The following is a 22,394-nucleotide window of genomic DNA, read 5'->3' on the forward strand; positions in this document are numbered from 1 at the left end:
GAGGAATCAGCCAAGCGGCAGCGCAGTAGCCGTCCGGCGTGTTCGAAACCGGTTCCCAGCATACTGGAAGCGCAGGTTCGAAATAAATAGCCCGTTCGGACTAACCGGTTCTTTCACGGTGACCCGTTGGCGGCGGCTGGATTGGCCAGGCGATGCGGGCCCTATCGTCGGCGATCGAAGGGAGTCCTACTGGGCGCCGACTATTCACCGGCCGCGTTGCAAACAAAAACGGGAGCCGAAGCTCCCGTCCTGAATTGCATCAGGCGTCGATCAGGCGGCAGCCTTCAGCTTGCGGCGGCGCGCCATGAAGCTCAGCATGCCGAGGCCGGCCAGCATCATGGCGTAGGTCTCGGGTTCCGGGACCGGGTTGGCCATGCTCGCTGCAAATTGAAGCTGATTCACACGCAACTGGAACGGGTCGCTGCCGTTCACGCTGGAATGCCAACCAGTGCTCGTCTGGCCGCCGAGCAGCGCATAACCATTGCCGAACGCTCCGCCCGCGACGATGGTTTCACTCGCGTCGCCGGTGATGAAGGTTGTGAAACTGGCACCCGCCGTAATGGCATTGTGCGAGTACCATGTTCCGTACCACTGCGATCCGGCGCCGGCGAACATCGGGTCAAGCGGGTTTACCGCGTAACCATTTCCACTGTAAATACCTTCCTCGCTGGTCGCGCCGAAAATCATCGACTGCGGGCCGGCGCCGCCGTGGGTATTCGACGCCGCGTTGAGGAACAGCGAGCCACCGGCGGTGACGAAGCTCTCCAAGAGAGACGTATTTCCCGCGATGTAGCTGTAGAAGCTGGTGCCGGCGCCGTCGCCGCCGTCGGCATAGACGAAGGAGTAGCCGGCGATCGAATCGCCGAAGTTGATGCGGTCCCAGTTGCCGGCGCCGAACGCGGCGTCCATCGCGTCCGTGTTGCTGGTCATGCCCCAAGGCTCGGAACCGACGTCGCCCATGTAGGCGTAGCTGGCGGCCAGGGCGGCGGATGACAGGGACAGCCCGATCACCGAAATCGAAACTGCGATGATGTTGCGCGCTTTTTTCATGTCGGGACTCCTGTTGATGTTCGGGTTTTCGGGCGAATCATGGTTCTTATCGTATGCCATGCCAAAGCCTGCGGGCAATAGCCCGAACGGACTAACGGTATCGGACAAGAGTTCTCGTTAGCCGCTGACTTTGCGAAGGGGTAGTCTGATGCAAGTTTTTCCGCGGGCAACCGAGATTGCCGGAGCCGGGGTTCGAGTTGCGTTCATGCGCCAAGTGCGCCTCAGGCGGCAGCCTTCCCTGCGCGGTGTGAACGCTGATGCGGCGATTCGGGACTGCGTCCCTTGCCCGGCGCTATGGGTCGCTACAATGCGCCTATGCCACTCCCGGCCCCTGAGTTTCCGCCATGAAGAGCGCCGGCCCGCTCAAAGGCCGTGGCGCGGTCGTTTCGCCGGATGGCCGCTTCGACGCCTGGCAGCGCGAGGCGGCCGAGGATGGCTGGTGGAACGAGGACGAGGAAACGCCAGCCACCGAGTTGATGGTCGATAGCGCGAAGTCAGTGATTACTTACAACGACTCGCCCGACATTCCCTATGATCGTTCGATCAACCCCTATCGCGGCTGCGAGCACGGTTGCGCCTATTGTTTCGCACGGCCCTCGCACGCCTACCTGGGCCTGTCGCCCGGGCTCGATTTCGAGACCAGGCTGGCGTACAAGGCCGATGCGGCGGCTATCCTGCGCCGCGAGCTGGCGAAGCCTTCCTACGTCTGCCGGTCTGTCGCGCTGGGCATCAACACCGATGCCTGGCAGCCGGTCGAACGCCGCCTGCGGGTGACGCGCGGCATCCTCGACGTGTTGGCCGAGACGCGCCATCCGCTGACCATCGTCACCAAGTCGGCGCTGATCCTGCGCGACCTCGACCTGCTGGCCGACATGGCCCGTGGCAATCGGGTGCATGTCGCGCTGTCGATCACCACGCTCGATCCGGCGCTGGCGCGGACCATGGAGCCGCGCGCGCCGTCTCCCCAGCGCCGACTTTCGGTGATCGCCGCGCTGGCGGCGGCGGGCGTTCCGACCGCGGTGATGGTGGCACCGCTGATCCCGGCACTCAGCGACCACGAACTCGAAGCCATCCTCGGCGCGGCGCGCGCGGCGGGCGCGAGTTCGGCCGGCTACATCCTTTTGCGGCTGCCCCACGAAGTGAAGCCGCTGTTCCGCGCCTGGCTCGATAGCCACCAGCCGGGACGCGCGGAACACGTGTTCAGCCTGATGCGCCAGATGCACGGCGGCAAGGAATACGACAGCGCCTTCGGTACCCGCCAGCGCGGCAGCGGGCCGCTGGCGGACATCATCGCCCAGCGCTTTCGCGGCGCGGTGCGCCGGCTGGGCCTGGATGCGCCGGCGTCGCCGCTCGATGTCAGTGCCTTTCGTCCGCCGCCCAAGCCCGGAAGCGCAACGCCGCAGATGGCCTTGTTCTGAACCCGCCGGAGTCGCCCGGCCCGGCCGGTAGAATGCCGCCGATGAAAGTCCTCGGCATCGAATCCTCATGCGACGAAACCGGTGTCGCGCTCTACGACACCGCGCGCGGCCTGCTCGGTCATGCGGTGCACACCCAGGTGGCGATGCACGAAGCCTACGGCGGCGTGGTGCCGGAGCTGGCCTCGCGCGACCACGTGCGGCGCCTGATCCCGCTGCTGGAGCGCGTGCTGGCCGACGCCAACTGCGCGCGCGGCGAGATCGACGCCATCGCCTACACGGCGGGGCCGGGACTTGCCGGCGCCCTGCTGGTCGGCGCCAGCTTCGCCGAAGCGCTGGCCATGGCGCTGGGCGTACCGGCCGTGCCGGTGCATCATCTCGAAGGCCACCTGCTTTCGCCGCTTTTGTCCCAGACGGTGCCGCAATTTCCCTTCATCGCCCTGCTGGTGTCCGGCGGCCATACCCAGCTGATGCGCGTGGCGCGTGTCGGCGACTATGAACTGCTCGGCGAGTCGCTCGACGACGCGGCGGGCGAGGCCTTCGACAAGACGGCCAAGCTGCTCGGCCTGGGTTATCCCGGCGGGCCGGCGCTGGCGAAGCTGGCCGAGACCGGTACGCCCGGCCGCTACAAGCTGCCGCGACCGATGCTTAACAGCGGCGATCTTTCCTTCAGTTTTTCCGGGCTGAAAACGGCGGTACTCACGGCCGCGCGCGCGGCCGAGCTGACCGAGGCGGACCGTGCCGACCTTGCGGCGGAATTCCAGGAAGCGGTGACCGAGGTGCTGGCGGCCAAGGCAGTGGCCGCGTGCCGCCAGCGCCGACTTTCGTCGCTGGTGGTGGCCGGCGGTGTCGGCGCCAACCGGCGCCTGCGCCAGCGACTGGACGCGGCGCTGGCGAAGATCGGCGGCCGGGTGTTCTATCCGGAACTGGAGTTGTGCACCGACAATGGCGCGATGATCGCCTTCGCCGGCAGCCAGCGCTTGCTGCAGGGTGATTTGCCGGTGCCCGGCACGGGGGCCTTCGCAGTGCGGCCGCGCTGGCCGCTCGCCGAAATTTCCTGAGCGGCGGCGCCTGCCGCGGCTTAGCCGCCGAGCAGGCTGCCGATGTGCAGCACCCGCGCGCTCATCGAGCGCATCAGCGCGACGCCGAAGGCCGGGCGCGATTTCACCATGGCGAGGAACTCGTTGCGGCCGATCAGCAGCCAGGCGCTGTCCACCTCGGCGGTCGCCGTGGCCGAACGCCCGGAGCGGTCGACCAGGGCCATCTCGCCGAACACGCCGCCGGGCCCGACATGCTCGATCACGTTGCCATCGACCGAGATGGCGATGCGGCCCTGCGTGACAACGAACATGCAGGCGCCGACCGAGCCCTTGGTGACCACGGTCTTGCCCGCGCCGGCGCTGGTCGGCGTCGGGTTGCCCAGCGCGCGCTGCAGGTCGGCAATCATTTTTTTGTCCAGCGTCTGCGTGTGTTCAAGGGCCTTGAGCGAGGTCTTCTTCGCCGCCGCCAGCCGCGCCACGCCGCGGCGCAGGCGCTGGGCCATCACGCTCATCAGCATCAGGGCGAACTCGGGCATTTGCTGCAGCGCCTGGAGGAAGGACTTTTCGTCGAGCGACAGCGCGCGGCAATTGTGGCGCGCCGTCGCCGTGGCGCTGCGCGGCGTGTCGGCGATGGCGGCCATTTCACCGAAGATTTCGCCGGGCAACACCAGTTCCAGCGGCTTGCCCTTGAGGGTCAGGGCGACGTCGCCCTCCAGCAGCAGGTACATGCGCGCGCCCTTGGCGAAGAAGCCGGAGGACTTCTCGTTCTCGACGAAGATCTGGCGGCCGGCGGCAAACTGCTCCAGTGCGCCGGCGATCTTGAAGAAGGCCAGCGCCAGCTTCGGGTCGTAGAGGGATGGCGCTTCCGCGACCGCGGCGGGTTTGGCGGCCGCCGCAGGTGCCGGTGCCGGCTTCGGCTTGGCGGGCGTGCCCGAGAAATCCAGATCATCCATGAGTGCGCTTCCTTGGATCGCGGCCCGTCGGGGTGGGGACGGGAGATAGGTTGGGAGGAACTGAAAGCGCGATTATAGGGAAAGCGAAACGCGCTACCGCTTCTTGCCGCCGACGCGGGATTCGGTCCCGGCGAGCAAGTTTCGGATGTTGCTCTTGTGGCGGTAGATCAGCACGGCGCACATCATGGCCACCACCACCGTGGTCCCGGTACCGGGCAACAGCCACGCGGTGAGGAAGGGCGCCGCCGCCGCCGCCGCCAGCGCCGCCAGCGACGAATAGCGGGTGAGCACCACGACGCCGAACCAGACCGCGGCCGTAAGCCCGGCCACCGCGGCGGAAAACCCGAGCAGCACGCCCAGCGCCGTGGCCACGCCCTTGCCGCCCCTGAAACCGAGGGTGAAGGGGAAGACGTGGCCGAGGAAGGCGGCCAGTCCGGCGACGGCAATCGCCGTGGCGCCAGCGCCGACTTTTGCGGCAAGGAACATCGCCAGCCAGCCCTTGGCCGCGTCGCCGATCAGGGTCAGCGCCGCCGCCGCCTTGCTGCCGCTGCGCAGTACATTGGTCGCGCCGGGATTGCCCGAGCCGAAGCTGCGCGGATCGGCCAGGCGGAAGGCACGCGAGACGATCACGGCGAAGGGCACCGAGCCGAGCAGGTAGCCCAGCACGGCATAGATCAGCAGGTTCAGCGTGGAATCCATAGAATGGCGGCAATTTTACCCGGGGGCTGATCAATGACCTATCCTCCAGCTCCTTTCCCAAGGAATGGAGTGACAACGGTTCCGCCGCTACGCGGCGTCCAGTTTGTTGACTTCACGCCTCCTTGGGGCGGCCCGACGGAGGCGTAATGGACTTCATCTTCATCGACGACATGCGGGTCGAGGCCCACGTCGGCATCTTCGAGCGCGAGAAGGCGGCGCCGCAGACGCTGGAAATCAGCCTCACCTTCGGCGTGCCCGATGCCGCGGCGCAGAACGACGACATCGAGCAGACCATCCGCTACGACGCCGTGATCGATCGCATCCGCGCTGAACTGGCGATGCGCCACTTCAACCTGCTGGAAACGCTGGGCGAGTATGTGATCGGCCTGCTGCTGAACGAATTCGGCGCGCCCTGGGTCAAGATCAGCATCGCCAAGATGGGCATCATGAAGGGCGTGCGCCGCGTCGGGGTGCAGATCGAACGCTCGCGATGACGCCCCTGCCCGCCCCGGCCGAGCTGATCTACGCCGTGGGCATGGCGGCGGTGGCGGTCAATGCCGCGTCGGCGGTGCTGGAAACCGAGAACAAGAGGATGGACCTGGTCGGCGCCGTGGTGGTCGGCCTCGCCACCAGCCTCGGCGGCGGCACCTTGCGCGACCTGCTGCTGGATCGGCCGGTGTTCTGGCTGGTCGACGTCGCCTACCTGGTCTGCGGCCTGCTCGCGGTGGGCTTCACTTTTGTCCTGGCGCGGCGCGTCCGGTTACGCCCCGGCCTGTTCGTGGTACCCGATGCCATCGGCTTGGCACTGTTCACCGTCGTCGGCTGCCAGGTCGGCATCGCCGCCGGCGTGCATTGGCTTTCCGTATCGCTGCTGGCGGTAATCACCGGCGTCGTCGGCGGCATGCTGCGCGACATACTGGTCAATGAAGTGCCGCTGGTGATGCGTCCGGGCACGCTCTACGCGACGGCATCCTGGCTAGGCGCGCTGACCCTGCTCGGCGGCCTGCATTTCGGTTTGGGCGACGCGGCGGCGGCGGCGGTCGGTGCCGCGGTGGTGCTCGGCCTGCGCCTGGCGGCGATCCGCTACCAGCTCAGCCTGCCGACCTACAAGTCGCGCTGATCATCGTCGAAAAGACCTTGTCCGCAGATTGCGCAGATTTTCGCAGATCAAAACTCGGTAATTCTCCGGGTTGGAAGTCATCGCCGGCAAACCCGACGGCTGATGGGCGAGGCGCGCCAAACTTGTCGATCCATCTGCGGAAATCTGCGCAATCTGCGGAAAAATGAATCACTCCTTCAACGCGCACTCGACGATCTTCGGCTGCAGCACGCTCAGGATGTCGTGCGGGTGCACGCCGACCAGGTAGCCGCGCCGTCCGCCATTGATGTAGACCAGCGGCAGGTCGAGGATGGATTTCTCCAGATGCACCGGCAGCGTCTTCTTCGTGCCGAAGGGCGAGCAACCGCCGACCATGTAGCCGGTGTGGCGCAGGGCATCCTCCGGCTTGCAGGGGCCTACCTTCTTGACGCCGATCTGGCGCGCCAGCTCCTTGGTCGACACCTTGCGGTCGCCGTGCATCAGGACGATCAGTGGTTTCGCGTTCTCGTCTTCCATGACCAGGGTCTTGACCACGGCGTGCTCGGCGACGTTGAGCTCGCGCGCCGACACCTTGGTGCCGCCGTGCTCCTCGTACTCGTAGAGGTGGTTGGAATGGGCGATCCGGTGCTGGTGCAGGAACTTGGTCGCCGGCGTTTCGGGGCCCGTTTCCGGGTAGCTGGTATCGTGTCTCATGGGAGTGATTTTACCCCTGTCGCGGCGTAAGGAATCCGCCGCCGCGGCGACCAAGGCACGGAGCGCCCCCGCTCCTTCCGTCAGGAGTCACACCATGAGATTCCATGTCCCGACCGCCGTGCTGCTGACCGGGCTCGCAGCTGTTGCCGCAGTGCCCGCGGCGGCTGCGCCGGCCTGCGTTGCCGGGAGCGGCGAACATCGCGCCATCCTGCTCGAGCTATACACCTCGGAGGGCTGCGATTCCTGCCCGCCCGCCGACCGCCGCCTGTCCCAGTGGAAGACCCAGCCAGGATTTGCCGGGCGCCTGGTGCCGCTGGCCTTCCATGTCGATTACTGGGACCGCCTGGGCTGGGCCGACCGCTTCGCGAGTCCCCAGTACACCCAGCGCCAGTACCAGATGGCCGCCCTGGCCCGCTCGCGCCTGGTGTATACGCCGCAGTTTCTGCGCAACGGGCGCGACTGGCGCAGTGCCGGCAGTCCGCTCGACGGCACGGTCGACACCCGTCCCGGGGCCAGCATCGTACTCGAGCTCGGCGCGCCGGGCTCGGGGCAAATCACGGTCAATGGCGTGGTCACGGTGACAGATGCGGCGGCTGGCGCGGCGGCCGAGGTCTGGCTGGCGCTGTATGAAAACAATCTGGAGTCCCAGGTGCGTGCCGGAGAGAACAACGGCAGAACCCTCCGCCACGACTTCGTGGTGCGCCGCCTGTTCGGTCCGCTGACGCCGGGCAGGGACGGCCGCCTGGCACTGCGTCAGGAGATCGCCCTCGAGCCCGGCTGGAAACGGGCCGACCTCGGCATCGTCGCGTTCGTGCAGGACAAGTCCAGCGGCGAAATCGTCCAGGCACTGCAGCGCCACGCCTGCCCGGCCTGAACGGCTCAGCCGCGCGGATGGTGCTGGTGGTGCAGCTGCTTCAGGCGTTCGCGCGCGACGTGGGTATACACCTGCGTGGTCGAGATGTCGGCGTGGCCGAGCAGCAACTGCACCACGCGCAGGTCGGCGCCGTGGTTGAGCAGGTGGGTGGCGAAGGCATGGCGCAGCACGTGCGGTGAAATGCGCTCCTGCGGGATGCCGGCCTGCAGCGCGTATTTCTTGACCAGGTTCCAGAACATCTGCCGCGTCATGGCGGCGCCGCGCACGGTGATGAAGATCGCATCCGACACGCGCTGCTTGAGCAGGTCGCCGCGCGCGTCCGCGATATAGCGCCGCAGCCAGTCGGCGGCGACCTGGCCCAGCGGCACCAGCCTTTCCTTCGACCCCTTGCCGACCACGCGCACCACGTTGTCGTTGAGGCTCAGCTCGAACAGGCGGATGCCGACCAGCTCCGACACGCGCAGTCCGGTGGCATAGAGCAGCTCCAGCATGGCGCGGTCGCGCAGGCCCAGCGGGGTATCCAGGTCGGGCGCATTGAGCAGGTCTTCCACCTGTTTTTCCGACAGCGTCTTGGGGAAGCGCTGCGTCGTCGCCGGTTTGTCGATGTTGAGCAGCGGATCCTGCTGCAGCCGGCCCTGGTCGAGCAGCCAGCGATAGCAGCGGCGCAAGCTGGCCATCAGCCGCCGCTGGCTGGTGGTCTTGATGCCGCCGGGGCGGGCATGCAGGTGCGCGAGGTAGGCGTTGATCGCCGTGCCGTCAGCGCCGACTATTGACTTTCCCTGCGCGCCGAGCCACGCGGCGAACAGCGCGAGGTCGCTGCGGTAGCTAGCCAGCGTATTCTTCGACAGGCCGTCGGCCAGCCAAAGGGCGTCGATGAATTCGTCGATCAGTTCGGCGTCAGAAGCCTGCATGTTCGTGACGCAACAGCCACTTCTTGATGTCGAGCAGAAAGCCGCCCGAGTTGCGCGCGAAACCGCCGAGGCCATGGTTCGCCGCGACCACCCGGTGGCAGGGCACGACGATGGGATAGGGGTTGGCGCCGCAGGCATTGCCCACCGCGCGTGGCCCGCTGCCGATCGCCGCGGCGACCTCGCCGTAGCTCAGCGTCTGCCCCGCGGGAATCGCCGCAATCCGGGTCCAAACGCGACGCTGGAAATGCGTGCCGGCCGGCGCCAGCGGCAGGCCGAACTCGAAAGCCGGGTTCGCGAGCCAGGCGCGCAACTGGCGCACGGCCTCCCTGGCGAGCGGCGTCTTCGGTGCGATCTCGGAGCAGGGTTCGAGGTAATCGATACCGGTGATCTCGTCGGCATTGCATTCGACGCCGATGCTGAAGGACGGGGCGGCAATCACGGCGGCATACGCTTTCATCGCGGGCACTCACGTAGTTCGATGGTCGCCGTATTGTCGATGCCCGGCAGGTGATCCGCAAGCGGTGCGCAGACGGTCGCCGCGCATAGCGTGTAGCCGCCGGCGTGCGGAGAATGGGCGAGGCGCAGTACGGACTGCGGCGGCAGGTTCGGCCGGTAGTGCCAGACACCGTTCTTCAGCACCGCCCCGGGCGGCGGTTCCATGCCGGCGCCCGTGCCGCGGATGCGCGCTTCGGTCAGCACCAGCGCGCCAGCCTCGATGCGCCAATCCTCCTCCCAGCGGACTTTTTCGATGGAATGGATCCAGGTCAGGGTGAAACTGTCGATGGCGAGGGAGGCGGCGACCGCGCCCGCCGCGAGGCAGAGGCTCAAGAGTCGGCGCTGGCGGCACGGCGATCCGCGCGCCGGCTGCGCAGCAGATGCCAGACGACGAACACCACGCTCATGCCGAAGCCGATCTCGTCGGTCAGCGGAATCGCTGCGACCAGCATGAAGGCGGCGGCGGCGGCAAAGATGCGTTCGAACATCTTGAGCGGGCCGAACAGGAAGCCGATCGCCGCCGCGCCCCACAATCCGATCGAGACGACGGCCTTGAACACGATGTAGGCCACGGCGGCCAGCGTGTAGTCCCCCTGCAGCATCAGCGCCGGGGTATACACCGCCATGTAGGGAATAACGAAGCCGGCGATGGCGATCTGCACCGCCTTGATGCCGATTTTCATCGCCGACTCCTTGGCGATGGAACTGGCGGCGAAGGCGGCCAGCGCCACGGGCGGCGTCAGGTCGGCCATGATGCCGAAGTAGAAGACAAACATGTGGCTGACGATCAGCGGCACGCCGAGTTTGAGCAGCGCCGGCGCGGCGATGGAACTGGTGATGATGTAGTTGGGAATGGTCGGGATGCCCATGCCGAGCACCAGGCATACGAGCATGGTCAACACCAGCGAGAGGAACAGACTCTTCTCGCCGACGCTGAGGATGTAGCCGGCGAAGGAGGACGCGGCACCGGTCAGCGTCAGCACGCCGATGATGATGCCAACGATGGCGCAGGCCACGCCCACCGGTAGCGCCTGGCGCGCGCCGTCGACCAGGCTCATGCGCAGCAGGTGCAGGGTCTTGCGTCCGCCCCGGATGGCGAAGGTCTGCGCCACTAGCGCGGCGATCAGCGCCAGCAGCGGGACGATGCCCCAGGTCTCCATGTTCTTGACGAAGACCGCGGCGGTGAGTCCGAGCGCGACCCAGAACACGTAGCGGAAGGCAGTGCTCGAAACGCGCGCGGCGATCGCGGCGCCGAGGATCAGCACGGCGGTCAGCACCAGGCCGACCATGCCGGCAAACATCGGCGTGAAGCCGTTGAACAGCGTGATTACCAGCACGATCAGCGGCAGCAGCAGGTACCAGTTGTCGCGCATCGCGTGCCATGGGTTGGGGCATTCCGCCTTGGGCATGCCGACCAGGTTCTTGCGCCCGGCTTCGAGATGCACCATCCAGAAGGCCGTCAGGTAATACAGGATGGCCGGGATCGCCGCCGCCTTGACGATGTCGGCATAGGGCACGTTGAGGTTTTCGGCCATGATGAAGGCCACCGCGCCCATCACCGGCGGCATGATCTGGCCGCCCATCGAGGAGGTGGCCTCGACCGCGCCGGCGAAGACGCCCGAGTAGCCGAACTTCTTCATCAGCGGGATCGTGAACTGCCCGGTGGTCAGCACGTTGGCCACGCCCGAGCCCGAGATGGTGCCCATCAGGCCCGAGGACAGCACCGAGACCTTGGCCGCGCCGCCCTTGGTGTGGCCGACGAAACCCAGCGCCAGGGAATTGAACAGGTTGATCATGCCGGCGTGTTCGAGGAAGGAACCGAACAGGATGAAGAGGAAGATGTAGGTCGCCGAGACCAGGGTCGGGATGCCGAAGATGCCTTCGGTGCCGAGCGCGAGCTGATTGACGATCTGGTCGAAGCCGTAACCACGATGCGCGAGGTCGCCCGGCAGGTACTGGCCGAAGACGCCGTAGAGCAGGAACAGTCCGCAGACGATGGGCAGCGCCAGGCCGAGGATGCGCCGCGTCGCTTCGAAGGTAAGGATCACCAGCGCGGTGCCGACGAAGAGGTCCATGTTGCTCGGGTCGCCCGAACGCTGAATCAGTTCGGCCTCGAACACCCAGTGGTAGGTCGACAGTCCCAGTGCGCCGAAAGCCAGCGCCGTGTCGCCAGCGCCGACTTTTGAAAGCCTGCCGCCGCTCTTGAAGGCCGGGTAGAGGATGAAGGTGATGCAGAGCAGGAAGCCGACATGCAGGCTGCGGATCACCAGGCTGGACAGCGGATGGAAGGCCGCGACGATCAGCTGGTAAGTGGAAAAGGCCAGCGCGATGCCGTTGAGCGCGGCCAGCCAGCCGCCGCCTAGCCGGCGCTGCACGCCGTGCTCGGAGAACTCTTCGTTGCCGTGGTCGGGAGCGGCGGCGTGCAGGCTCACGGCTTCCGGTGCTCTACTTGAAGCGCACCGAGACGCCGGGGTTGCCCGGCAGGCCTTCGTAGGTGACGGTGACCGTCATGCCGGCCTTCTGAAAATTGGGCGGCGTGAAGGAACCGAGGCTGAGGATGTCGCCGGCGCGAAGCCTGCCGCCGGACTTCGCCAGATCCTCTGCCAGCCAGACGACGGCATTCAGCGGATGGCCGAGGATCGCCGCGCCCGGCACCCTGGCGAGTTCCTTGCCATCCTGATCGCGCATGACGACCGTCATCTTGCCCAGCGCATCGACCAGCGCCGGGGCGGGCGCGATCGGCTTGCCGAGCACGCCGAGCCGGGCGCCGACGTTGAAGGACGTGATCACGGCGGCGCTGAGCGGCTGCTCCTTGGCCGTCACCAGGTCGGGCAGTTCGATGAAGGGGCGGATGCTCTCCAGATGCCGGATGACATCGGCCGGGGTCTTGGCCTGGTTGATGCCCTCGTCCTTGACCACCGCCACCAGGTCGGCCTCGAAGAAAGGAATCACGCCGAACTTGACCGGCACCTCGGCGCCGTCGTCGAGCAGCATTTTTTCCAGCAGCACGCCGCGCACCGGAGAGGTAGTGCCGAAGCGCTTTTGCACCGCCGGGTTGGTGAGGCCGGCCTTGTAGCCGACCACCTTGCCCTGACTGGCGGACAGTTCGGCAACCAGGCCGTCGCGGATGCGCACGGCCTCCTCCATGCTCATTTCCTTCGATAGCCCCGAGGTCGGCTGCATGGCCTTGAAATTCTCTGCCAGCAAGCGGCTTTGCGGCGGTGCCGAGGCGCAGGCGGTCAGGATCAGGGCGGCGGCGGACGAAGCGATGACATCACGGTATTTCATGTTTTCCTCCTTGTCGTTGTTTTCGTTTTCTTCCCGTGTCGCCGGGCGCGGACCCTCGCCGCCGCGCCCTGGGGCCGGCTTACTTGATCAGCCCGACTTCCTTGTAATACTTCTCGGCACCCGCATGCAGCGGCGCCGGCGGCGCCTTGGCCGCGTTCTCGCGGATGATGGCCTTGGCCGCCGCATGCGCGGCTTGCAGCTCGGGCAGGTGCTCGAAGATGGCCTTGGTCATCTTGTAGGCGGCGTCGGCCGAGACCCCCTCATGGCTGACCAGGAAGTTCTGGATCGCGACCGTGGCCACGGCATCGGCCTGGCCGTTGTAGGTGTTGGCCGGCACGGTGCCCGGCTGGTAGGCGGCCTCGCCGATCTTGGCCACCACGTCGGCGGGGATGGGCACGATGACGATCTTGACCGAGGTCGCCAGGTCGCGGATCGCGGCGACGCCGAGGCCGGCGGAGATCAGCGTGGCGTCGAGCTGGCGGTTCTTCATCAGTTCCACCGATTCGCCGAAGGGCAGGTACTCGACCTTGGCGAAATCCTTGTAGCTCATGCCGGCGCCCTTGAAGATGTCGCGCGCGTTGAGCTCGGTGCCCGACTTCGGCGCGCCGACGGCGACGCGCTTGCCCTTGAGGTCGGCCAGGGTCTTGATGCCGGAATCGGCGGCGGCGACGATCTGGATGTAATTAGGATAGATCGCGGCGATGGTGCGCAGTTTTTTCAGCGGCGTCTTGAAGCCCGCTTCCTCGTTGCCCTTCCAGGCTTCGTTGAGCGCATCGCCCAAGGTGAAGGCGATTTCGCCGCGACCGGCCTGCAGCAGGTTGAGGTTCTCGGCGCTGGCCTTGGTCACCTGGGCCGAGGTCTTGGCGCCGGGCATGGCCTTGCCGTAGATCTGCGACAGGGCCACGCCCATCGGGTAATACACGCCCGAGGTGCCGCCGGTGAGGACGGTGACGAATTCCTGGGCGTGTGCCGTGGCGGCCAGGACGAGCGTCGCGGCGGCGAGCAGCAGGGTACGTGCTTGCTTCATGGTTGCATCCTCCGGGTATCTGTTTTATTGGAAACTCAAGCTTACAACACTCCGCTTTCGTCAATGGCAAAAAAGCGCAGCGGCGCGTGGCGGACACGCGGTAACATTGCGTTGTCCGCCTTTCGCCTTCCCATCCGCCCAGCATGAAACTGCCAACACTGGAAAATCCCTCGGGCGATTTCTGGGGCGGCTTTGCTGCCATGCTGGTGGCATTGCCCTCGGCGATCGCCTTCGGCGTCACCATCTATTCGGTGCTGGGCGGTGCCTACGTCGCCGTCGGCGCCCTCGCCGGCATCCTCGGCGCAACGGCCATCGGCATCGTCGCATCGACCTTCGGTGGCACCAACCGGCTGATATCGGCGCCCTGCGCCCCGGCCGCCGCGGTGGTTTCGGCATTTGCCATCGAGGCAATGCATGGCGGCACGCCGGTGGATACCACGCTGCTGCTGCTGACCCTGCTCGGCCTGCTCGCCGGCCTGATGCAGGTGCTGTTCGGCGTGCTGCGCCTGGGACTGTTGATCAAGTACATGCCCTACACCGTGGTCAGCGGCTATCTGTCGGGCGTCGGCCTGATCATCATCGGCAGCCAGGTGCCGAAACTGCTTGGCACGCCCAAGGGGATCGGTTTCTGGACTGCGCTGATGGCACCCGAGCACTGGCGCTGGCAGGGCATCCTGGTCGGTGTCGCGACCATGGTGGTCATGCTCGGCGCGCCGCGGGTGATCAAGGCCGTGCCCGGCGCGGTACTCGGCCTGGTTGCCGGCGTGGCGGTGTACTTCGGGCTGGCGCTGTTCGATCCGGCACTGCTGAACCTGCAAGGCAATGCGCTGGTGGTCGGCGCCCTCGATGGCGGCGGCGACGGCAGCTTTTTCGCGGGGCTATCGGCGCGCTGGGCCTCCTTCTCCGACATCGGCCCGCAGCAGATATGGATGCTGATGATCCCGGCGCTGACGCTGGCCGTGCTGCTGTCGATCGACACGCTCAAAACCTGCGTGGTGCTCGACGCGCTGACGCGGTCGCGCCACGATTCCAACCGCGAACTGATCGGCCAGGGCCTGGGCAACCTTGCTGCCGGCGCGATCGGCGGCGTTCCCGGCGCGGGCACCATGGGCGCGACCCTGGTCAACATTTCCGGCGGCGCCAGCACCCGGCTTTCCGGCCTGATCGAAGGCGTGCTCGCGCTGCTGGCCTTCCTGCTGCTGGCCAACTTCATTTCCTGGGTGCCGGTGGCGGGCCTCGCCGGCATCCTGATCGTGATCGGCGTGCGCATGATCGACCGCAACAGCCTGACCTTCCTCCGGTCGCGCTCGACCATCCTCGATTTCCTGGTCATCGCCGCGGTGATCGGTACCGCGCTGACCGTGAGCCTGATCGCGGCCTCCGGCGTCGGCATCGTGCTCGCCGTGGTGCTCTTCATCCGCGAACAGATCGGCGGTTCCATCATCCGCCGCAAGCTGCTGGGCAACGAAACCTTCTCCAAGCGCGTGCGCACCCAGGCCGAAATGGAAATCCTCACCGCCAAGGGCGACCGCGCCGCCATCGTCGAACTGCAGGGCAGCCTGTTCTTCGGCACGGCCGACCAGCTCTACCGGGCGCTGGAACCCGATCTCAAGGCGCGCGATTTCCTGATCCTCGACCTGCGCCGCATCCAGACCGTCGACGTCACCGCCGCGCACCTGCTGGAACAGATCAAGGACATGCTGGCCGAGCGCCACGGCTTCCTGATCTTCAGCCAGATCCCGGACAACCTGCCGTCGGGGCGCGACCTGCAGGAATACTTCGACCAGGTCGGCCTGCTGCATGCCGACAGCCCGGTGAAAGTCTTCCCGACCCAGGACGACGCGCTGGAGTGGGTAGAGGACCGCATCATCCACGACGCGGCGCTGCTGAAGGACGAGGAGATCGCGCTTGAACTGCACGAGGTCGAGATATTTGCCGGACGCAAGCAGGAGACGCTGGCGGCCCTGGAGCTGTGCATGGAAAAGCGCCACGTCGCGGCCGGGGAAAAAATCTTCTCGCGCGGCGATTCGGGTGACGAACTTTTCCTGATCCGGCGCGGCGCGGTACGCATCATCCTGCCGCTTTCGGACCGGCAGTCGCACCATCTCGGCACCTTCGGCCGCGGCGCCTTCTTCGGTGAGATGGCTTATCTCGATGGCGATCCGCGCTCGGCGGACGCGGTGGCCTTCACCGACTGCGAACTCTATGTACTTTCGCGCCTCGCCTTCGACAAGTTCGCCGAGGAGCACAAGAAGCTCGGGCTCAAGCTTATGGAAGGCATCGCCAGCGTGCTCGCCAGCCGCCTGCGCTATACCAATGCCGAGTTGCGGGTGCTGGAAAGCTGACGGGCGTTAGCCCATGCTGTCGAGGGTGTTGCTGGCGCCGGCGCGCAGTCCGTCCAGCTGGTCCGCACCGATGCCGAGCACTTCGAGCCGATCCGCTCCGGTCAGGTTCCAGCCGTGGTCCGCGCCGCCAGTGAGGTCGCCGTGGAGTTTTTCTGCCAATTGCCCAAGTGCTATCAGGCGGCGCGTGCCGGCGGCGAGGCCGGGCATGTTCGGGGGAAAGATCCTGGTCGCGTGATGGTGAAGGATGGCCTGCACGTGGATATCAGGCAGGAACCAGCTCTCGGCCATGATGGCGCCCACCCGGGCATGGCTCAGCTCATGGCGCTCGATTTCGATCTCGGTGTATGGGCGATCCGCGACATGAGTCGCGGTATAGGTCTCTTCGTAACCCGGGAGCGAGTGCAGCAGCACCGGTATGCCGCAATCATGGAACAGGGCGTAGGTGTAGGCGTCCTCCGAGCGGATGCCCTCGCGGATGCCGAGTTCGCGGGTCAGCCATCCGCAGATGAAGGCGGTGCCTGACGAGGTTTCCCAGAAGCCCTTCATCGCCGGCGATTCGGGCAGCACGGCGCGCAGCGAGAGGCCGGCGAGCGTTCGCAGCACGTTGATCAAGCCCAGCATGGTGAGGGCGTCGCGTACCGTGGCGGCCTTGCTGCGATAGCCGAATGCCGGCGAATTGGCGGTCTTGATCAGGCCGGCGGCAAGGCCGACGTCGGCCAGGATCAGGTTTGCCAGGCGGCGGAAATCCGGATCGGACGATTGCATTTCCGCCATCACCTTGTCGAGCACGGCCGGGCGTGGCGGGATTTCGATGCCGGCCAGGGCCTTCGCCAGGGATTTCTCGATTTCGCTTTGGGGCGATGCGCTGTCCGTCATGCCGATTCCAGGTGCGGTTTTGCCGGGAGTGTAAGACTTTTTCGGCGGCGGGATGCGGGCGAGGTGCTAGACGATACCCCCGGCGCGCAGGCTGGCGATGTCGCCGGTGTCGCGGCCGAGTTCCCGCAGGACGGCCTCGGTGTCTTGTCCCAACAGCGGCGGAGCGCGCCGGTAATCGATCGGCGTCGCCGAGAAACGGATCGGGTTGGCGACCTGCGGCGCGCTGCCGCCTGCCGCATGGGGCAGGTCGAGGCGCAGCCCGCGATGGATCACCTGCGGATCGGCGAAGACGCCGGCCAGGTCGTTGATCGGGCCGCAAGGCACGGCCGCGTTCTCCAGCGCGGCGATCCATTCGGCCGTGGTCTTCATCACCGTGGCCTGGCGCAGCAGGGGCAGCAGTTCGGAGCGATGCCTGACCCGCGCGGCATTGCTGGCGAAGCGCTCGTCGCGCGCCCAGTCGCCATGACCGGCGATCTCGCAGAAGCGCGCGAACTGCCCGTCGTTGCCGATGGCGAGGATCATGTCGCCGTCGGCGGTGGGAAAGTCCTGGTAGGGCACGATGTTGGGATGGCCGTTGCCCATGCGCCGCGGCGCCTTGCCCGAGACCAGGTAGTTCATCGCCTGGTTGGCGAGGCAGGCCACCTGCACGTCGAGCAATGCCAGATCGATATGCTGGCCCTGGCCGGTCTTGTCCCGGTGCAGCAGCGCGGCCAGGATGGCATTGCCGGCATACAGGCCGGTCAGGATGTCGGTCAGCGCCACGCCGACCTTCTGCGGCCCGGCGCCTTCCTCGCCCTCGGCGCGGCCGGTGATGCTCATCAGGCCGCCCATGCCCTGGATCAGGAAATCGTAGCCGGCACGGGCGGCGTAGGGGCCGTCCTGGCCGAAGCCGGTGATCGAGCAATACACGAGCTTCGGGTTGATCGCGGCAAGGCTGGCGTAATCGAGGCCGTAGGCCATGAGTCCGCCGACCTTGAAGTTTTCCAGCACGACGTCGGAGCGCGCCGCCAGTTCGCGCAGGATGGCCTGGCCTTCGGGCCGGGTCATGTCTACGGTCAGCGAGCGCTTGTTGCGGTTGGTGCATAGGAAGTAAGCGGCGTCCACGGTTGGCTTGCCGTCGCCATCGTCCAGCCATGGCGGGCCCCAGCCACGCGTATCGTCGCCGCCCTTGCCATCCTGTCCGGGCCTTTCGACCTTGATTACCTCGGCGCCGAGGTCGCCCAGCAACTGTGAGGCCCACGGGCCCGCCAGCACGCGCGAGAGGTCGAGCACGCGGAGGCCGGCGAGTGCGCCTTGAGCTATCGCCATATACGACGAATCCAAGCGCGCGCGACCACTATCGAGCGCAGCGAGCCAGGCAGAAAGCCCCCTGTGAGGGGGGATGGGGGGGCGGGCAAAATTTACCCGCGCCTAGTGCAAATTGACTCTGGACATTCATGTCTCGCCATATCTCGAACTCGCCACGGGCGCTACGAGGCCTTGCCGAGCAACTGCTCCTTGAGGTCGTCCTGCGCCGGCTTGTCGCCGAGCCAGATGCGCAGCAGGGCGCGGTAGAAATCCTCGCCGGGGATGTCGGCGCCTTTCTGGGCGCCGTTGAAGGTCAGCCGCGTGCCGGACTCGGGCAACCAGTCGAGAGTCACGGCCGACTTCTCCGGCGCGTTGCCGATGGTCAGCATGGTGGTTCGGAACTGGTCGATCTTCGGCTGCAGCGCCTTCAGCGCCGCCTCGTCGTGGTTGTTCTTCAGGGCCTCGATCAGGGCATCGACGAACTGCTCGGCGGTCAGGTCGCGCAGGGTGACGATGGCGATGCGCTTGGCACCCTTGGCGTTGATCGCGTCGGCCGCAGTCGCCGCCTTCTGCGGCAGGTAGAGCCCGATCGCGTAGACCTTGAAGAAAGCCCGTTTGCGTACCCCGCCGCCATTGATCACCGTGTCGCCGGCGCCGACTTTTGCCTTGTCCTCGAACTTGACACCGCTGACGTCGAGCGCGGCCAGGGCCGGCAGGGAAATTGTCAGCAGCAGTGCGGCGAGCATTTTTTTCATGGTCAGTCTCCTCGGGAAAAAGCGGTAAAAGATGGCCGCCATGATACCGCCGATGCGCTCATGCTATCGTTGCCCGTCGCACGAAGGAGATGCACATGAAACCCCTGCTCGCCGCCGGCCTCCTGGCCGCCACCCTCTCCCATGCCGCTGGCCCGGCCAGGGACGTCGCCTCCACGGCCGCCGATCGCGAAGCCGTGGCGGTGACGGTCTACAACGACGACCTGGCCCTGGTCAAGGAACGGCGCATGATCGAACTGCCCGCCGGCCTGGCGCGTCTGTCCCTGCGCGAGGTGGCGGCCCAGATGCGGCCCGAGACCGCCTTGCTGCGCGCGGTCAGCGGCCCGGCCGTACAGCTGGTCGAACAGAACTTCGACTTCGACCTGCTGACGCCGCAGAAGCTGCTGGAAAAATACGTCGGCCGCCAAGTGACGGTAATCCGTTCGCACCCGACCAGCGACGCCGAGAAGCGGGAAACTGCGACGGTGCTTGCCGCCGGCCAGGGCACGGTATTGCGCTTCGCCGACCGCATCGAGACCGGCGTGCCGGGGCGTCTGGCCTTCGACAGCGTGCCGGCCAACCTGCGCGACCGACCGACGCTCTCCGTGCTGCTCGACGCCGGCGGCGGCAAGCAGTCGCTGGAGCTTTCCTACCTGACCTCGGGGCTGGCGTGGAAGGCAGATTACGTCGCCAATTTGTCGACCGATGGCAAGAGCCTGGACCTCAACGGCTGGGTCACCCTGACCAACCGCAGCGGCGCCGGCTTCGACAACACCACCTTGCAGCTCGTCGCCGGCACCGTCAATCGCGTACGCCAGGCCGACATGCGGGTGATGGCGATGGCGGCACCGGCTGCCGCGCGCGCCAAGGTCGCCGAGGCGACGCAGGAAGCCCTGATGGACTACCACCTCTACAGTTTCGAGCGGCCGACCACGATCGCCGACAACCAGACCAAGCAGCTCGCGTTGCTTTCGGCGGCCGCCGTGCCGGTGCGCCGCGAGTACCTGCTGGCCGGCAACGACTGGTACTACCGCGAACGCTACGGCCAGATCGGGCAGAAGCTGAAGCCCGCGGTCTTCATCGAATTCGAGAACAGGGGCGGGCAGCTCGGCAAGCCGTTGCCGGCGGGCATCGTGCGTGTCTATGCGAAGGACAGCAAAGGCGCGGCGCAATTCGTCGGCGAGGACCGGATCGAGCACACGGCCAAAAACGAAAAGCTCAAGCTGCGCCTGGGCGAGGCCTTCGACATCACCGCCGAGCGCAAGCAGACCGGCTACAAGCGCATCGCCGACAACCAGACCGAATCTTCCTGGCGCATCGAGCTGCGCAACGCCAAGGACGAGGCCGTGACGGTGCGCGTGCAGGAACCCATGCCCGGCGACTGGGAGATGATCCAGGAGTCGCAGAAGCACACCAAAGACTCGGCGCGCATCGCCTCGTGGCAGGTGACGGTTCCGCCGGGCGACAAGGCGCTGCTCGATTACACGGTGAGGGTGAAGTGGTGATGTGGCGTGCCCTTGCCCCGCTTTCGCTGCTGGCCGCGCTGCTCGGATTTGGGATGCCGGGCTGACCGCGCCGACGCTGGCAAACGACGCTCAACCTTGGTTCAGGGCCTGCAGCACCCAAAGCCGTACTTCGGTGCGGGACAGGATCCAGCCATCCAGCACCACCGTGTTCCCCGCTGCGAAGTCGCGTCGGACGGCTATGGCGATGGCATCGACCAAACTCTTGCCGGCGCCGCTCGCCGCGACCGCCGCGAGCAGTTCCCTTTCCAGGAATTCGGCGCTCTTCTCCACCGGGTGGTCGGCGAGGTATCTTTCGGCGACGTGCCGCAACGCATCCGGGTCGAGGCGGAATCCCGGCAGCAGCGGGTTGCCGTCGGAGATGACCAGCACTCCGGTGGCGACGCCGCCGGCCCCGAGCGCAAGGCCGAGCGCGGAAACCAGGGCGAGGAACTGGCGGCGATCGAGTCTGGGCCATTTATCCATGCCTTGCCCCGCCCTGTGATCGTGCGCTGCGCGCCAGGTGGTCGGCGATGCGATGGGCCAGCGCGATGATGGTGAAGGTCGGATTGGCGAAGCCGGCGGAGGGAAACACTGAGCTGCCGGCGACGAACAGGTTGCGCGTGCCATGCACGATGCAGTCGCGGTCGACCACGCCGCGCCTCGGATCGTCGTGCATGCGCGTCGTCCCCATGTGGTGCTGGTCGGCGATCCGCGCGGCCGGGTCGTGGGCGTTGAATTCGATGCGGATGCGTCCCAGCGCCTGGCCGCCTAGCCGGTTCGCGATGAGGCCGAGGGAGCGCTCAAGGTTATGGGCTTCCTGTTCGCTGGTCCGGAAGCGGACGCTGACCCGGCGCATGCCGTAGTCGTCGGTGCGGGTCGACAGGGTGACCCGGTTGTTGGGGTCCGGCGTCGCTTCGGGCAGCGCGAAAAAGGAAAACAGCGCAGCCTCGCCCTGGCCCGTGCTTTTCGCGAAGCCCGCGACGGCGCGTTCGACGAAATCGTTCTTGCCGCCGTCGCCCGCACCGAGGTTCAGCCCGATGCCGAGTTTCAGCAATTGCTCGCGCAGCTTCGCGACTTGGCGTTCGCCGCGATACAGGCGCTGGCGACGACCGTACTGCAGCGCGAGGCCCAGGTTCAGGAGGCGCTCCCGGCGCTTTATGTCGTCGTCGAGCGAAAGGCAGATGCGCCCCTTCGTGGCGCGCAGCCGCGCTTCCATGTCGCGGGCCGGGGTGTCGGCGAAGACGATCTGGCCCGCGCCCCAGATCGGCGTGTGCGACATGAAGTAGCGGCCCAGCTGGTCGTGCCGGTTGCCCAGGCCGGCAGGGTGCGCGCCGGTCGAATTGAGCAGGATCCTGGCGTTCTCGATGCCGCCGGTGGCCAGTACGAAGTAGCGCGCGGCAATCCTGGAGCGCTGCCTTGCCTTGTCGACCACCGCGAGCGCCTGGACGTCGCCGCCTGGTGCACTGTCGAAGGCCATCGCATTGGCATGGAGGAACAGCGTGATGTTTTCCGCGCGTACCAGTTCGTCGCGATACTCGGTGCCGAAGCGCAGCGTCGGATCGCTGTGCTGGAACGGGACCAGCACCAGGCCTTCCGAGTGCGCGCCGTCGCGGGTAAGCGCCCTGCGGTCGCGGCCGTCGGCAAAAAAGGATTGCAGACCCAGCTGTTTCGATGCCCGGTCGTAATAGGGCAGCAGCTCCTCGCGGCCGAATGGCCAGGCGATGCTGGCCGGCAGCCAGTCCTTGCGTTCCAGGTCATAGGCATCGAGCGGGCGGCAGACGCCACCCCAGCAAAAGCTGCTGCCGCCGAACAGCCGCGAGCGGGTGGTGGATAGGTAGTCCGGCGGCAGGCCGACGGTGTCGCCCTCGTAGCTTTTCTGCGAGTCCGCTTCGTAGTCGAAGCCGCCGGCTTCAACCAGGGCGATGCTGAGCGATTTCGGCAGGCTGCGCGCGACGGTGATGCCCGCCGGGCCGGAGCCGACGATGCAGACATCGAAGGGCTGGTCCGGTTTGCCTGCGGCGGCGGATGCGCTGGCGATCAAGGTCGGTCGGGCAAGTGGCTGTGCTGCGCTGTCGCGGCCAGGTT

Annotated in this window: 22 protein-coding genes; 7 read left to right on the forward strand and 15 right to left on the reverse strand. The window is 66.7% G+C overall.

Going from position 1 to position 22,394, the window contains the following annotated elements; all coding sequences use genetic code 11:
* Positions 1-270: 270 nt before the first annotated feature.
* Entirely contained in the window at positions 271-1,050 is a 780-nt protein-coding gene (locus J0M27_RS07285; RefSeq protein WP_294989207.1) for a PEP-CTERM sorting domain-containing protein, read from the reverse strand.
* Between the two features lie 344 nt (positions 1,051-1,394).
* Here J0M27_RS07285 and J0M27_RS07290 point away from each other — a divergent pair, with 344 nt between their 5' ends.
* A complete protein-coding gene (locus tag J0M27_RS07290) occupies positions 1,395-2,468 on the forward strand; it encodes a PA0069 family radical SAM protein (protein WP_294989210.1) in 1,074 nt (357 codons plus the stop codon).
* 41 nt (positions 2,469-2,509) lie between these two features.
* On the forward strand, positions 2,510-3,526 hold the full coding sequence (gene tsaD / locus J0M27_RS07295) for a tRNA (adenosine(37)-N6)-threonylcarbamoyltransferase complex transferase subunit TsaD (RefSeq protein ID WP_294989213.1): 1,017 nt from the start codon (positions 2,510-2,512) through the stop codon (positions 3,524-3,526).
* A gap of 20 nt (positions 3,527-3,546) precedes the next feature.
* Here the strand turns inward: tsaD and J0M27_RS07300 are convergent, their stop codons facing one another.
* Together J0M27_RS07300 and plsY are read right to left on the reverse strand one after the other, a co-directional pair.
* Positions 3,547-4,458, reverse strand: coding sequence for a cyclic nucleotide-binding domain-containing protein (locus J0M27_RS07300; protein WP_294989216.1), 912 nt, complete (start codon positions 4,456-4,458; stop codon positions 3,547-3,549).
* A gap of 93 nt (positions 4,459-4,551) precedes the next feature.
* Positions 4,552-5,157 (reverse strand): glycerol-3-phosphate 1-O-acyltransferase PlsY, encoded by a 606-nt coding sequence (gene plsY / locus J0M27_RS07305; RefSeq protein ID WP_294989219.1) that lies wholly within the window; start codon positions 5,155-5,157, stop codon positions 4,552-4,554.
* 146 nt (positions 5,158-5,303) lie between these two features.
* On the opposite strand from plsY, the gene J0M27_RS07310 reads away from it, so the two are divergent.
* Both J0M27_RS07310 and J0M27_RS07315 read left to right on the forward strand, forming a co-directional pair.
* Complete coding sequence (locus tag J0M27_RS07310; protein ID WP_294989222.1) at positions 5,304-5,651, forward strand: dihydroneopterin aldolase; 348 nt, start codon at positions 5,304-5,306, stop codon at positions 5,649-5,651.
* Complete coding sequence (locus J0M27_RS07315) at positions 5,648-6,277, forward strand: TRIC cation channel family protein (protein ID WP_294989225.1); 630 nt, start codon at positions 5,648-5,650, stop codon at positions 6,275-6,277. Before J0M27_RS07310 ends, J0M27_RS07315 begins: the two co-directional genes overlap by 4 nt.
* A gap of 168 nt (positions 6,278-6,445) precedes the next feature.
* On the opposite strand, the gene ybaK is transcribed toward J0M27_RS07315, so the two are convergent.
* Positions 6,446-6,949, reverse strand: coding sequence for a Cys-tRNA(Pro) deacylase (gene ybaK, locus J0M27_RS07320; RefSeq protein WP_294989227.1), 504 nt, complete (start codon positions 6,947-6,949; stop codon positions 6,446-6,448).
* 94 nt (positions 6,950-7,043) lie between these two features.
* Between ybaK and J0M27_RS07325 the strand changes: the two genes are divergently transcribed.
* Positions 7,044-7,823 carry a DUF1223 domain-containing protein gene (locus J0M27_RS07325; RefSeq protein WP_294989229.1) on the forward strand — a complete coding sequence of 260 codons (780 nt, stop codon included), beginning with the start codon at positions 7,044-7,046 and terminating at the stop codon, positions 7,821-7,823.
* Between the two features lie 5 nt (positions 7,824-7,828).
* On the opposite strand, the gene xerD is transcribed toward J0M27_RS07325, so the two are convergent.
* The 6 genes from xerD to J0M27_RS07355 form a co-directional block, all read right to left on the reverse strand.
* Positions 7,829-8,734, reverse strand: coding sequence for a site-specific tyrosine recombinase XerD (gene xerD / locus J0M27_RS07330; protein ID WP_294989232.1), 906 nt, complete (start codon positions 8,732-8,734; stop codon positions 7,829-7,831).
* Entirely contained in the window at positions 8,721-9,191 is a 471-nt protein-coding gene (locus J0M27_RS07335) for a methylated-DNA--[protein]-cysteine S-methyltransferase (protein WP_294989235.1), read from the reverse strand. The genes xerD and J0M27_RS07335 overlap by 14 nt, the downstream gene beginning before the upstream one ends.
* A complete protein-coding gene (locus tag J0M27_RS07340; protein ID WP_294989237.1) occupies positions 9,188-9,562 on the reverse strand; it encodes a DUF1850 domain-containing protein in 375 nt (124 codons plus the stop codon). Before J0M27_RS07340 ends, J0M27_RS07335 begins: the two co-directional genes overlap by 4 nt.
* Positions 9,559-11,661, reverse strand: coding sequence for a TRAP transporter permease (locus J0M27_RS07345; RefSeq protein WP_294989239.1), 2,103 nt, complete (start codon positions 11,659-11,661; stop codon positions 9,559-9,561). The genes J0M27_RS07340 and J0M27_RS07345 overlap by 4 nt, the downstream gene beginning before the upstream one ends.
* A 13-nt stretch (positions 11,662-11,674) precedes the next feature.
* Complete coding sequence (locus J0M27_RS07350) at positions 11,675-12,517, reverse strand: hypothetical protein (RefSeq protein WP_294989242.1); 843 nt, start codon at positions 12,515-12,517, stop codon at positions 11,675-11,677.
* 79 nt (positions 12,518-12,596) lie between these two features.
* Complete coding sequence (locus J0M27_RS07355) at positions 12,597-13,544, reverse strand: TAXI family TRAP transporter solute-binding subunit (protein ID WP_294989245.1); 948 nt, start codon at positions 13,542-13,544, stop codon at positions 12,597-12,599.
* A gap of 143 nt (positions 13,545-13,687) precedes the next feature.
* On the opposite strand from J0M27_RS07355, the gene J0M27_RS07360 reads away from it, so the two are divergent.
* Entirely contained in the window at positions 13,688-15,889 is a 2,202-nt protein-coding gene (locus J0M27_RS07360) for a SulP family inorganic anion transporter (protein WP_294989248.1), read from the forward strand.
* A 6-nt stretch (positions 15,890-15,895) separates the two neighbouring features.
* Here J0M27_RS07360 and J0M27_RS07365 read toward each other — a convergent pair whose 3' ends face one another.
* The 3 genes from J0M27_RS07365 to J0M27_RS07375 form a co-directional block, all read right to left on the reverse strand.
* Positions 15,896-16,765 carry an HDOD domain-containing protein gene (locus J0M27_RS07365; protein WP_294989251.1) on the reverse strand — a complete coding sequence of 290 codons (870 nt, stop codon included), beginning with the start codon at positions 16,763-16,765 and terminating at the stop codon, positions 15,896-15,898.
* A 66-nt stretch (positions 16,766-16,831) separates the two neighbouring features.
* Entirely contained in the window at positions 16,832-18,073 is a 1,242-nt protein-coding gene (locus J0M27_RS07370; protein ID WP_294989254.1) for a CaiB/BaiF CoA-transferase family protein, read from the reverse strand.
* 161 nt (positions 18,074-18,234) lie between these two features.
* A complete protein-coding gene (locus J0M27_RS07375; protein WP_294989257.1) occupies positions 18,235-18,807 on the reverse strand; it encodes a chalcone isomerase family protein in 573 nt (190 codons plus the stop codon).
* A gap of 95 nt (positions 18,808-18,902) precedes the next feature.
* Between J0M27_RS07375 and J0M27_RS07380 the strand changes: the two genes are divergently transcribed.
* Positions 18,903-20,309 (forward strand): DUF4139 domain-containing protein, encoded by a 1,407-nt coding sequence (locus tag J0M27_RS07380; protein WP_294989259.1) that lies wholly within the window; start codon positions 18,903-18,905, stop codon positions 20,307-20,309.
* Positions 20,310-20,399: 90 nt separating this feature from the next.
* On the opposite strand, the gene J0M27_RS07385 is transcribed toward J0M27_RS07380, so the two are convergent.
* Positions 20,400-20,792 (reverse strand): hypothetical protein, encoded by a 393-nt coding sequence (locus tag J0M27_RS07385; protein WP_294989261.1) that lies wholly within the window; start codon positions 20,790-20,792, stop codon positions 20,400-20,402.
* Positions 20,785-22,350 (reverse strand): GMC family oxidoreductase, encoded by a 1,566-nt coding sequence (locus J0M27_RS07390; RefSeq protein WP_294989263.1) that lies wholly within the window; start codon positions 22,348-22,350, stop codon positions 20,785-20,787. Before J0M27_RS07390 ends, J0M27_RS07385 begins: the two co-directional genes overlap by 8 nt.
* Between the last annotated feature and the right edge of the window lie 44 nt (positions 22,351-22,394).

The sequence above is a fragment of the Sulfuritalea sp. genome (assembly GCF_017302275.1).
GTDB lineage: Bacteria > Pseudomonadota > Gammaproteobacteria > Burkholderiales > Rhodocyclaceae > Sulfuritalea.

Bases quoted from the DNA above. Each gene is read 5' to 3' on its own strand.
- J0M27_RS07370 (WP_294989254.1), bottom strand. From the start codon at position 18,073: ATGGCGATAGCTCAAGGCGCACTCGCCGGCCTCCGCGTGCTCGACCTC.
- J0M27_RS07315 (WP_294989225.1), top strand. From the start codon at position 5,648: ATGACGCCCCTGCCCGCCCCGGCCGAGCTGATCTACGCCGTGGGCATG.
- J0M27_RS07360 (WP_294989248.1), top strand. From the start codon at position 13,688: ATGAAACTGCCAACACTGGAAAATCCCTCGGGCGATTTCTGGGGCGGC.
- J0M27_RS07300 (WP_294989216.1), bottom strand. From the start codon at position 4,458: ATGGATGATCTGGATTTCTCGGGCACGCCCGCCAAGCCGAAGCCGGCA.
- J0M27_RS07290 (WP_294989210.1), top strand. From the start codon at position 1,395: ATGAAGAGCGCCGGCCCGCTCAAAGGCCGTGGCGCGGTCGTTTCGCCG.
- xerD (WP_294989232.1), bottom strand. From the start codon at position 8,734: ATGCAGGCTTCTGACGCCGAACTGATCGACGAATTCATCGACGCCCTT.
- J0M27_RS07350 (WP_294989242.1), bottom strand. From the start codon at position 12,517: ATGAAATACCGTGATGTCATCGCTTCGTCCGCCGCCGCCCTGATCCTG.
- J0M27_RS07365 (WP_294989251.1), bottom strand. From the start codon at position 16,765: ATGACGGACAGCGCATCGCCCCAAAGCGAAATCGAGAAATCCCTGGCG.
- J0M27_RS07380 (WP_294989259.1), top strand. From the start codon at position 18,903: ATGAAACCCCTGCTCGCCGCCGGCCTCCTGGCCGCCACCCTCTCCCAT.
- J0M27_RS07385 (WP_294989261.1), bottom strand. From the start codon at position 20,792: ATGGATAAATGGCCCAGACTCGATCGCCGCCAGTTCCTCGCCCTGGTT.
- tsaD (WP_294989213.1), top strand. From the start codon at position 2,510: ATGAAAGTCCTCGGCATCGAATCCTCATGCGACGAAACCGGTGTCGCG.
- J0M27_RS07355 (WP_294989245.1), bottom strand. From the start codon at position 13,544: ATGAAGCAAGCACGTACCCTGCTGCTCGCCGCCGCGACGCTCGTCCTG.
- J0M27_RS07285 (WP_294989207.1), bottom strand. From the start codon at position 1,050: ATGAAAAAAGCGCGCAACATCATCGCAGTTTCGATTTCGGTGATCGGG.
- J0M27_RS07335 (WP_294989235.1), bottom strand. From the start codon at position 9,191: ATGAAAGCGTATGCCGCCGTGATTGCCGCCCCGTCCTTCAGCATCGGC.
- ybaK (WP_294989227.1), bottom strand. From the start codon at position 6,949: ATGAGACACGATACCAGCTACCCGGAAACGGGCCCCGAAACGCCGGCG.
- plsY (WP_294989219.1), bottom strand. From the start codon at position 5,157: ATGGATTCCACGCTGAACCTGCTGATCTATGCCGTGCTGGGCTACCTG.
- J0M27_RS07325 (WP_294989229.1), top strand. From the start codon at position 7,044: ATGAGATTCCATGTCCCGACCGCCGTGCTGCTGACCGGGCTCGCAGCT.
- J0M27_RS07310 (WP_294989222.1), top strand. From the start codon at position 5,304: ATGGACTTCATCTTCATCGACGACATGCGGGTCGAGGCCCACGTCGGC.
- J0M27_RS07375 (WP_294989257.1), bottom strand. From the start codon at position 18,807: ATGAAAAAAATGCTCGCCGCACTGCTGCTGACAATTTCCCTGCCGGCC.